Source organism: Motilimonas sp. 1_MG-2023 (genome assembly GCF_030547455.1).
Classification (GTDB): Bacteria; Pseudomonadota; Gammaproteobacteria; order Enterobacterales; family CBDFNC01; genus Motilimonas.
Genome location: NZ_JAUOPX010000029.1, coordinates 47,377 through 56,320, shown reverse-complemented (window position 1 = coordinate 56,320; position 8,944 = coordinate 47,377). Strand labels below are relative to the sequence as shown.

Here is an 8,944-nt window from a genome sequence, read left to right as displayed (position 1 = left end):
GTGATGAAAAAGGGTGAATACCCAGATGTGTTTGGGTTGATATCGGATTAGTCAAGCTGGGGTTGGTGAAAGGTTACTGTTGAATTGCTGATAACAATGTTAATTTTAAGTAAGCTGGTTGACGATAGAGCCAAGAGTTGACTATTGTCCAAAGACCTTCTTCAAGAGGTTGCCCCTCTTTATCTCTAGGAATACAAACTTTTTTATGTGCTGACACTAAACTTTGCACAGCAGCAGACATAAAACCTTTACACCATTCATCTCTTTTATGGCACGTAGATATGAGCGTTGCAGGTTGTGCTTTTTTACCTTGCTCTATATCTTCTTTTATCTGCGCTGCTATGAGTTCATCTCTTCTCGCTAACAAAGCAGTTGTGAGGGGGTCGATTACTTCTTCTGGGCTATTCGCGTACGTAAAACAGGAGTATAAAATAACAAATATAATTATTAGCTTCATAATCCCTCCTTCGATATTCTAGAGTTGGCTTGTAGCTGAAGCCCAAAATGCTAACAGAGGTATTATTCGTAAGATATGCAGAACATGAATTACTTCATTAAGTTTAGTCTAGGTAGTTAGTGCTGCTTAGCTTGATTAGATATTTATGGTTTAAAACTATTATTCAAAGGTCAAACATTCTATAACCCGCTAAAATCTGTAGAAATATCTAATACACGCTAAACCCAACCAAATCGCTGATGCCGTCATCATAACGGCATGAATAAAGACCTCTTATTGAATTATCACCCCGCTTTTCAGGCTGCCATGCTTTGGCTTGGCCCCATTGAAGGCGGCTATGTGAATGATCCTGACGACCCCGGCGGTGAGACCCAATTTGGTATATCCAAACGGGCTTACCCGAATCTGGATATTGCCAACTTAACCCAAGCGCAAGCGGTGCGCATTTACCATCGCGACTATTGGAAAGCCGCGTATTGCCACGAACTGCCCGATGCCCTAGCCATTGTGATGTTTGATGCCGCCGTTAATCACGGGGTTAGCATTGCCAAGCTGATTTTGCAAAACGCCCTTAAGGTAAAACCCGATGGCAAAATCGGCCCCATCACCTTAGCGGCAGCGCGCCAAACCGATACCGCCCAGCTGGTATCGGCTTATTTACTGCGCCGTGGTCGCCGTTATGCCCGCATTGTCGCCAAGCGTCAACGCAGCCAGAAGTACCTAGAAGGATGGTTTAACCGCCTTGATTTACTGCTGCCTTTTACTTGGCAGTATCTGTAATGGGCATGGGCTGGACACTGGCTTATTACGAAGGCCGCCGCGACCGCATTGAAACCGAGCTAGCCAGTTTAGCCGGTGAGTCTGAACGGCCTTACAAACAGTGTTATCCGTGCACCACTAAGGCCAGTTATTACCAAAAGGGTTGGCACAGTGTCACCCCTGCGCAAGTGGCCCGCGCCCAGCTACAAGTCGAGAAATGGCGCGGCAGAATGGCGTGCATTATTCGAAACCTAATAGAAAGGAAGCTTGTATGAAAAAAATGATCTTCGCAGTATTGGTTAGCGCAGCACTCACTGGTTGTAGTTCAGCCGGTTATCTAGCAGAGCCTATGGTTACAAGTTATTGCGGCCAACCAGAAGAAGTTCGCGCTGGGCTAAGAGCGCTTATTGCTCAGAAAATAAAACCACATCGAATTTACGTGGAGTGTAATTGAAATGGCCAAGTTTATTGGACAGTTAGATTTACGCAGTGTTCGCGGAACGATGTGTTGGCAGTTACTAGCACCATTTGGATTTCAAAACGTAGAACAAACCATTTCAGTACCTGTAGGTTTCGAGACGGACTTAGCAAGCGTGCCTCAATTCGCTTGGGCGGTTTTTCCAAAATCGGGGATCTACCGTGAAGCTGCCGTTATACACGATTGGCTTTATTGCCACCATCAAGAGGGCATGAGCCGCAAACTGGCCGATGAAATCTTTCTTGCTGGAATGCGTGAACTCAATGTCTCTAAATGGAAGCGATACACCATGTGGGCTGCGGTTCGCTTAGCTGGTAAGCGTTATTGGCACAAAGAGGGAAATAATGACAGACATTGTTGATAAAGCCAGCGAACACGAAAGCCAATGGCTTGCCCGTAGCTTAGCCGCCCAACAAGCCAAAGCGATGCAAGGCCACCGGCCTGATGATGCCAGCGAGGGCGAACGCCTGTGCATGGATTGCGAAGACGTGATCCCCAAAGCCCGCGTTAACGCTAACCCCTGCGCCCTGCGCTGCGTGGAATGCCAAGGCGTGGCGGAGCGTAAGGAGAAGCTAGGTGCTTGATTTTATCACCACTTACTGGGTGCAAATTTACGCCTTTATTACGCTGGCACTGCTGTTTAGCAACTTCTTTTTAACCAAGACCTTTGCCAAGCAAATCAAGGTAGAAGCGCTAGAGCGCCGCGTGGCTGAGCTAGAAAGCGAGTTTAAACACCTGCCCAGTAAAACCGACATTAGTGATTTAGATAAACGCATTGAAAACCAAAGCGGCAAGCTGGACACCATTTTAACCCAGCTAAATCACTTACACGTTATGACGCAGATGCTCACCGAAAACGAAATTAAAGGATAAGCACCCGCGGATTTAATCGCGGTTTAAGACATGCAGGCACGTAATGAACAGCACCAAAAGCTGCTCACAGAAAACGAAATCAAAGGATAAACATATCATGGCTCTACAGGATTTAATGACCGAGCATCAGCGCCTTGTGGTGCTGCGCTTGCTTAACGAAGTGTCAGGCTTTGAGCTAAACGAGTCCATCTTACAAGATGGCCTTGCGCGTTATGGCCTCACCATCAGCCGCGACGCCTTGCGCACCCAGCTGCATTGGCTGGCTGAGCAGCAATACGTCAAGGTGGAAACTGTTGGCCAAACCTTACTGGCCAGCTTAACCCAGCGTGGTTTAGACGTTGCCCTAGGCCATGCCACCGTGCCAGGCATTAAACGCCCGCGCCCAAATTTATAGGGGGCGCAGATGACAGATAAGCCAACTAGAGGCAAGCGCAGCAAAATCGATCTGCTGCCCGAAGCGATCCGCAAAAAGCTGGATATGGGCTTGCGCGATGGCTCTATCACGCAAAAAGAGCTGTTGGAAGAAATCAACGAGCTGATCCGTCAATCTGGGCTGCCAGAAGAAGCCGAGCTGTCAAAAAGCGGCTTGAATCGCTACGCCAGTAAAATGGAGGCCGTGGGCAAAGACCTGCGCGAAATGCGCGAAATCAGTGAGGTATGGGTGGCGCAGTTAGGCGAAAAGCCCACCGGTGATGTCACCAAATTGATCTTAGAAATTGGCCGCACCCAGCTATTTAAAGCCATGATGAACCAAGCCGATTCAGCCGATGAAGCGGTCGATATAGGCATGATCAAAGATGCCATGTTAGCGGCGCAGCGCCTAGAACAAACCGCCAGCTTGTCTCACAAACGTGAAAAAGACATCCGCAAAGCCTTTGCCGAAGAAGCCGCCAATGCCGCCGAAGCCGTGGGCAAATCCCAAGGCTTAACCAAAGACGCAGTGCAACTGCTGAAAAATGAAATATTAGGGATTGCCTAATGTTGCATACCCCTGAGCAAGTATTAGCCGAACAAACCCGCGCACAGCTCAGCTCCTTTGACCCTGCAGAGGTGCTACTCGGTTATCAAAAACGCTGGATAGCTGACGAGTCTCCGCTGAAAATCGCCGAAAAATCACGCCGTACCGGTATCACTTGGGCCGAAGCGGCAGACGCCTGTTTAACCGCCGCTACCGCCAAAGCCCATGGCGGCACCCATCATTTTTATGTTGGCTCTAACAAAGAAATGGCGCGCGAGTTTATCGACGCCGTGGCCATGTGGGCCAAGGTGTTCGACAAAGCCGCGGGTGACATTTGTGAAGAAGTCTTAAATGATGAAGACAAAGACATCCTCACCTTTGTGGTGTATTTCGAGTCGGGCTTTAAAGTACAAGCCCTTAGCTCAAATCCCAGCAACCTGCGCGGCATGCAAGGTAACGTCACCATTGATGAAGCCGCCTTTCATGAGCGCTTGGCCGAGGTGTTAAAAGCCGCACTGGCACTGACCATGTGGGGCGCTAAGGTGCGCTTGATCAGCACCCATAACGGTGTAGACAACCAATTTAATCAGCTTATTCAAGACAGCCGCGCCGGCAAAAAAGCCTACAGCGTGCACACCATCACCCTAGACGATGCCTGCGCTGATGGCTTGTATCAGCGCATTTGCCAAATTCGTGGCATCGAGTGGAGCCAGCAAGCACAAGATGCTTGGATAGCAGGGCTACTTAACGCCACCCACACCAAAGACGACGCCCTAGAAGAATACTACTGTGTGCCCAAACACGGCGGCGGCGCGTATTTGCAGCGCAGCTACATTGAGCGTGCCATGACCGCAGGCCTCCCGATTTTGCGTTATGAAGCCTGCGCCGAGTTTATTAACTGGAGCCAGCCACGGCGAGAATTAGAAATTAACGACTGGTGCGAGCGCATATTGGCCCCTGAACTGGCTGTGCTTGACCCCAGCTTAAACCACGCCTTTGGTGAAGACTTTGCCCGCAAAGGCGATTTAACTATTTTTGTGCCACTGGAAATTAAACGCGATTTAACCAAACGCACGCCGTTTTTAATTGAGCTGCGCAACCTCACTTACGACCAACAAAAGCAAGTGCTGTTTTACCTGCTGGCACGCTTGCCGCGCCTGCAGGGCATGGCCTTTGATGCCACGGGTAACGGCGGCTACTTAGCCGAAAGCGCGGCGCTGAAATACGGCACCGAAATGGTCGATTGCATCATGCTTAACGATCCTTGGTATCGCGAGTGGATGCCCAAGCTTAAAGCCGAATTTGAAGACGGCACCCTGAGCATACCCAAGCACCAAGACATACTCGACGACCTGCGCCACATCCAAGTGATCGGCGGCGTGCCCAAAATCGACAAGGGCAAAGGCAAAGGCCAAGACGGCAAACAACGCCACGGTGACGCTGCCGTGGGCCTTGCCATGGCCATTCGCGCCAGTTGGATGGAAGGGAGCGCCATTGAGTTTACCGCCATCCCGCACAGCAGCCGCTTTGACGGTGACACGGGCAACGACACCGACGATGACAACCACGCCTTTGCCAGCCGCTGCTGGTAACGAGGAACAAATACATGACTATAGTTGATATTTACGGCAATCCACTGCGCTCAGAGCGCCAGCTAAAGCAGCAGCAAACCGATGACGATGCGCGCTTAGCCCATTTGCACCAGCATTACGACGAGCATCCTACCTCGGGCTTAACCCCGAGTCGCTTAGCCAATATTATGCGCGAAGCGGAAAACGGCCACCTCGTCAGCCAAATGGAACTGGCCGAAGACATATTAGAAAAAGACGCCCACGTTTACTGCGAGGTAGACAAGCGCCGCAAAGCCTTGCTGGGCATAGAATGGAACATCACGCCGCCGCGCAACGCCAGCGCCCAAGAAAAGGCCGACGCCGAGCTGATCCAGCAAATGCTGGAAGACAGCACCATCATGGATGAAGCCATATTGGAAATGGCTGACGGCATCTTTAAGGCGTTTTCTTGCTTAGAAATTAAGTGGGCACAGTTTGACGGCCTGCATGTGGTGCAAGGGTTAGACTTTCGCCCACAAACCTGGTTTCAACTGAATCCACTGCAGCGTGACGAACTGCGCTTGCGCGATAACAGCCACTTAGGCGCAGCGTTGCAACCGTTCGGTTGGATCAAGCACGAGCACAAAGCCAAATCGGGCTACCTTGGCCGCGCCGCATTAGTGCGCCAAGTGGCTTGGCCATTCCTCTTTAAAAACCTGTCGGTACGAGACTTAGGCGAGTTTTTAGAAATCTACGGCCTGCCGCTGCGCCTGGGTAAATACCCAAGTGGTGCCAGTGAAAATGAAAAATCCACCTTACTGCGCGCCGTGATGAGCATTGGCCATAACGCCGGGGGCATTATTCCTCGGGGCATGGAATTAGACTTTCATGAAGCGGCCAAAGGCGGCGCGGAGCCGTTTGAAGCCATGATCGCCTGGTGTGAGCGCAGCCAATCCAAAGCCATTGTCGGTGGCACCTTAACCAGCCAAGCCGATGGTAAAAGCTCAACCAATGCGCTGGGCAATGTGCATAACGAAGTGCGCCAAGAGCTGCGCGACAGCGACCTAAAACAAATTGCCGCCACGCTCACCCGCGATCTGGTGTATCCCTTGTATGTGCTTAATGGCCGCAGCTATCGCAGCCCGCACCGCATTCCGCGCCTTGAGTTTGATATTACCGAGCCAGAAGACATGAAGTTGCTGGCCGAGAGCTTGCCAGCGTTAGTGAGCCTAGGCATGCAAATTCCCCAAGCTTGGGCGCACGACAAACTAAAAATACCCGAAGCGCAACAAGGCCAAGCGGTATTGGGGGCAAGCCCAAGCAATGAAAGCAAAGGTAATCTCACGCCCTTAGTGGCCCTTAGCGCCATTCACAAGTTAACGCCAGCACCAGATAACGGCCCTGATCAAGCTGACCAATTTAGCGCCCAGCTGCGCCAGCAAATGGGCGACGCATTAGGCAGTATGACCGACGGCATTCGCGCACTAGTCGAGCAAGCCAACAGCCTAGACGAACTGGCCGAGCTGTTAGCTAAACACGCGGTTAACGTCGATCAAGCCAGCGCGATCATGGGCCAAGCCTTTGCGGCTGCTGAGCTAGCTGGTCGCATTGACGTAGAGCAAGGCAACTAATGGCCAAGTCGCAGCAGAATATGCAAGGGCAAGCCCGTTACGGCTCATTGCCCTTTGACGAGGCAATCAAGCAGTTTAAAGCCAAGTTAAACCTACCCAGTGAGCGCTGGGCCGACGTGTGGCGCGATGCCCACAACAGCGGCTTTATGGTGGCCGGTGCCATGGGCGATAATCTGCTGAATGACTTTCGCCAAGCGGTCGATACCGCCATCGCCGAGGGCAAAAGCATTGGTTGGTTTAAACGCGAGTTTAACGCCATTGTCAAAAAACACGGCTGGGAGCACACCGGCAACGCCGACTGGCGCGCGCGGATCATTTACGACACCAACATGCGCCAAAGCTACAACGCGGGGCGCTGGCAACAGCTGCAACAGTTTGACGTGTGGCAATACCAACACGGCGACAGCATTACCCCGCGCAAGTGGCATTTAAAATGGCATGGCCTGACGTTAAGCAAAGACGACCCCTTTTGGCATACGCATTTCCCGCAAAACGGTTGGGGCTGCAAATGCAAAGTGCGCGGCCTGCGCCGTGTGAAAGACGAAGACTTAAACCGCTCACCCGAGCCTATCTATCGTGACTATGTTGATCCCGTCACCGGTGAAGTGCATCGCGTTCCCCAAGGTATCGACCCCGGCTTTGACTATGCGCCCACCAAAGCGCAGCAAGCCAAGCAGCAGACTAAGCACCGCGAGCAAGCAGCCAAACCCTTTACGCCGCCAGAGCGCTTGGTGCCCACGGCATTTAGCACAGTGAAAAATGTGAACATAGACAGCTTGAATAAAGCCCTTGAAGCGCTAATGGCCACCGACGCCGCGCCCGAGTTGGCCAAGCTGCTGGCGTTTATTAAAGAGCGTGATCTTAAAACCCTGTTTATCAAATCAACCGAAATGGGCAAAGGTGACGCGGCTTGGGCCATCGCTGATGAGGTGGCCGAGTATTTAGGGCTGACTAAATATCAGGCCAAGGCTTATCACACCTCAGCGAGTAAACCAGAGGGCTTTACCAGCCAGAGCTTTGATCATGTTGTGATTAAAGTGAAAGCCAACCATAACCTAGCAAAAGTGGATGCAGTTAAATTGCGCTCAGGGCTAGCTGCTATAATTGAAGACGGAGCCAACCAAACAGGTAAATATCCACTGCATGGGCAACAGCTTTGGTGGGCGTTCACCGAGGCCAGTGGCGATATGCACGATAATACAGGCCGCTTATTAACTTGGATCCATGAAATGGGCCATCAAGTGCATTACAAATTGGGGATGCCTGAGCCACCAATGAAGCAAGGGCTAACGCATTACAGCATGAAATCACCGCGTGAGTGGTTTGCTGAGCATTTTTCGGCTTATGTGTTAGCGCGTGAAACACTTAACAGCCAATGGCCTGACGTGGTTAAATGGTTCGATGAACAAATGGGGAAACTTAACTAATGGAATTTAAACTGTTGCCCAAGGTGCAAGCGATTACAGAGCAAGACCCGTTACCGGATGACGCATGGCAGCAACTAGAAGCGATTGCCGACCAAGCCAAAGGCATGGAGCAAACCTTTATCAATATGTGCTTTGAGGCATTGATTGCGGCTGCGACACCCGAACAGCTTGCACTTTGGAACCCACCGGCCACTGATGAAGAAATTGCCCAATGGGATGCTGAACTAGCAGCAAAAGGTAAACAATAATGGCGGGCAGCTTTTTATCCATCGATCTGCTGGGCCAACAACAAATCGCCCAAACCCTCAAGCAGATTTACCAGCGCAGTGAAGACCTACCCCCCGCATTAAGCGAGGTGGGCGAATACTTGTTAGACCTGCACGTCCAGCGCTTTATTGACCAAACCGATCCCGATGGCAACACTTGGGCCGCCTTGCAACCGGCCACCTTAGCCAACGCCAAGCGCCCCGATCGCATCCTGCGCGAGTCTGGCACCTTGGCCGATACCTTGACCTATCAAATAGGTGCGCAGCAACTCAGCTTTGGCACCAACCTAGAATACGGCGCAGCCCATCAGTTTGGCCGCGACGAAATCAATCTACCACCGCGCCCTTGGCTGGGCCTAAACGATGCGCAAAGCCAAAGCGTGTTAGACATCCTGGCACACTACATCGAAAGCTAACAATCACCCCTGCAATGCAAATACCCCGCAAACGCCTGTAAGCGATTTTAAGCCCCTTTAATCAAAAAGGTAGGCATTGCCTAGGCTAAAAAGTGTTAAACAAATCTGACGCGAATTAAACAGGTATTA

The 8,944-nt window shown here is 51.3% G+C and carries 14 protein-coding genes; 13 read left to right on the top strand and 1 reads right to left on the bottom strand.

Features of this window, described 5'->3' with window-relative positions; translation table 11 throughout:
- Positions 1–73 precede the first annotated feature (73 nt).
- Positions 74–457: a hypothetical protein gene (locus tag Q4519_RS14865; RefSeq protein WP_303513553.1), complete on the bottom strand. Its 384-nt coding sequence runs from the start codon at positions 455–457 to the stop codon at positions 74–76.
- A 258-nt stretch (positions 458–715) separates the two neighbouring features.
- On the opposite strand from Q4519_RS14865, the gene Q4519_RS14860 reads away from it, so the two are divergent.
- From Q4519_RS14860 to Q4519_RS14800, 13 genes are all read left to right on the top strand, one after another.
- Entirely contained in the window at positions 716–1,237 is a 522-nt protein-coding gene (locus tag Q4519_RS14860; RefSeq protein ID WP_303513550.1) for a glycoside hydrolase family 108 protein, read from the top strand.
- On the top strand, positions 1,222–1,491 hold the full coding sequence (locus Q4519_RS14855; RefSeq protein ID WP_303513547.1) for a hypothetical protein: 270 nt from the start codon (positions 1,222–1,224) through the stop codon (positions 1,489–1,491). The genes Q4519_RS14860 and Q4519_RS14855 overlap by 16 nt, the downstream gene beginning before the upstream one ends.
- Positions 1,488–1,670, top strand: a complete 183-nt coding sequence (locus tag Q4519_RS14850) for a hypothetical protein (protein WP_303513544.1) — start codon at positions 1,488–1,490, stop codon at positions 1,668–1,670. The genes Q4519_RS14855 and Q4519_RS14850 overlap by 4 nt, the downstream gene beginning before the upstream one ends.
- A 1-nt stretch (position 1,671) precedes the next feature.
- A complete protein-coding gene (locus Q4519_RS14845) occupies positions 1,672–2,055 on the top strand; it encodes a DUF1353 domain-containing protein (protein WP_303513542.1) in 384 nt (127 codons plus the stop codon).
- Complete coding sequence (locus Q4519_RS14840; protein WP_303513539.1) at positions 2,039–2,278, top strand: TraR/DksA C4-type zinc finger protein; 240 nt, start codon at positions 2,039–2,041, stop codon at positions 2,276–2,278. The genes Q4519_RS14845 and Q4519_RS14840 overlap by 17 nt, the downstream gene beginning before the upstream one ends.
- Positions 2,271–2,567 carry a DUF2730 family protein gene (locus tag Q4519_RS14835; RefSeq protein WP_303513536.1) on the top strand — a complete coding sequence of 99 codons (297 nt, stop codon included), beginning with the start codon at positions 2,271–2,273 and terminating at the stop codon, positions 2,565–2,567. Before Q4519_RS14840 ends, Q4519_RS14835 begins: the two co-directional genes overlap by 8 nt.
- Positions 2,568–2,664: 97 nt before the next feature.
- On the top strand, positions 2,665–2,961 hold the full coding sequence (locus Q4519_RS14830; RefSeq protein WP_303513535.1) for an ArsR family transcriptional regulator: 297 nt from the start codon (positions 2,665–2,667) through the stop codon (positions 2,959–2,961).
- Positions 2,962–2,970: 9 nt separating this feature from the next.
- Positions 2,971–3,546, top strand: coding sequence for a DUF3486 family protein (locus Q4519_RS14825; RefSeq protein ID WP_303513533.1), 576 nt, complete (start codon positions 2,971–2,973; stop codon positions 3,544–3,546).
- A complete protein-coding gene (locus tag Q4519_RS14820; RefSeq protein WP_303513531.1) occupies positions 3,546–5,117 on the top strand; it encodes a terminase family protein in 1,572 nt (523 codons plus the stop codon). The genes Q4519_RS14825 and Q4519_RS14820 overlap by 1 nt, the downstream gene beginning before the upstream one ends.
- Positions 5,118–5,131: 14 nt before the next feature.
- Positions 5,132–6,706 carry a DUF935 domain-containing protein gene (locus Q4519_RS14815; protein WP_303513529.1) on the top strand — a complete coding sequence of 525 codons (1,575 nt, stop codon included), beginning with the start codon at positions 5,132–5,134 and terminating at the stop codon, positions 6,704–6,706.
- Positions 6,706–8,133 (top strand): phage minor head protein, encoded by a 1,428-nt coding sequence (locus tag Q4519_RS14810; protein WP_303513527.1) that lies wholly within the window; start codon positions 6,706–6,708, stop codon positions 8,131–8,133. Before Q4519_RS14815 ends, Q4519_RS14810 begins: the two co-directional genes overlap by 1 nt.
- Positions 8,133–8,381 carry a hypothetical protein gene (locus Q4519_RS14805; RefSeq protein ID WP_303513525.1) on the top strand — a complete coding sequence of 83 codons (249 nt, stop codon included), beginning with the start codon at positions 8,133–8,135 and terminating at the stop codon, positions 8,379–8,381. The genes Q4519_RS14810 and Q4519_RS14805 overlap by 1 nt, the downstream gene beginning before the upstream one ends.
- Positions 8,381–8,815 carry a phage virion morphogenesis protein gene (locus Q4519_RS14800; protein ID WP_303513523.1) on the top strand — a complete coding sequence of 145 codons (435 nt, stop codon included), beginning with the start codon at positions 8,381–8,383 and terminating at the stop codon, positions 8,813–8,815. Before Q4519_RS14805 ends, Q4519_RS14800 begins: the two co-directional genes overlap by 1 nt.
- The last annotated feature ends 129 nt before the right edge of the window (positions 8,816–8,944 follow it).

What these genes read in the sequence shown, in the direction of transcription:
- Q4519_RS14800 (WP_303513523.1), top strand. Translation starts at nt 8,381, where the DNA reads ATGGCGGGCAGCTTTTTATCCATCGATCTGCTGGGCCAACAACAAATC.
- Q4519_RS14815 (WP_303513529.1), top strand. Translation starts at nt 5,132, where the DNA reads ATGACTATAGTTGATATTTACGGCAATCCACTGCGCTCAGAGCGCCAG.
- Q4519_RS14825 (WP_303513533.1), top strand. Translation starts at nt 2,971, where the DNA reads ATGACAGATAAGCCAACTAGAGGCAAGCGCAGCAAAATCGATCTGCTG.
- Q4519_RS14865 (WP_303513553.1), bottom strand. Translation starts at nt 457, where the DNA reads ATGAAGCTAATAATTATATTTGTTATTTTATACTCCTGTTTTACGTAC.
- Q4519_RS14845 (WP_303513542.1), top strand. Translation starts at nt 1,672, where the DNA reads ATGGCCAAGTTTATTGGACAGTTAGATTTACGCAGTGTTCGCGGAACG.
- Q4519_RS14810 (WP_303513527.1), top strand. Translation starts at nt 6,706, where the DNA reads ATGGCCAAGTCGCAGCAGAATATGCAAGGGCAAGCCCGTTACGGCTCA.
- Q4519_RS14830 (WP_303513535.1), top strand. Translation starts at nt 2,665, where the DNA reads ATGGCTCTACAGGATTTAATGACCGAGCATCAGCGCCTTGTGGTGCTG.
- Q4519_RS14820 (WP_303513531.1), top strand. Translation starts at nt 3,546, where the DNA reads ATGTTGCATACCCCTGAGCAAGTATTAGCCGAACAAACCCGCGCACAG.
- Q4519_RS14850 (WP_303513544.1), top strand. Translation starts at nt 1,488, where the DNA reads ATGAAAAAAATGATCTTCGCAGTATTGGTTAGCGCAGCACTCACTGGT.
- Q4519_RS14805 (WP_303513525.1), top strand. Translation starts at nt 8,133, where the DNA reads ATGGAATTTAAACTGTTGCCCAAGGTGCAAGCGATTACAGAGCAAGAC.
- Q4519_RS14840 (WP_303513539.1), top strand. Translation starts at nt 2,039, where the DNA reads ATGACAGACATTGTTGATAAAGCCAGCGAACACGAAAGCCAATGGCTT.
- Q4519_RS14860 (WP_303513550.1), top strand. Translation starts at nt 716, where the DNA reads ATGAATAAAGACCTCTTATTGAATTATCACCCCGCTTTTCAGGCTGCC.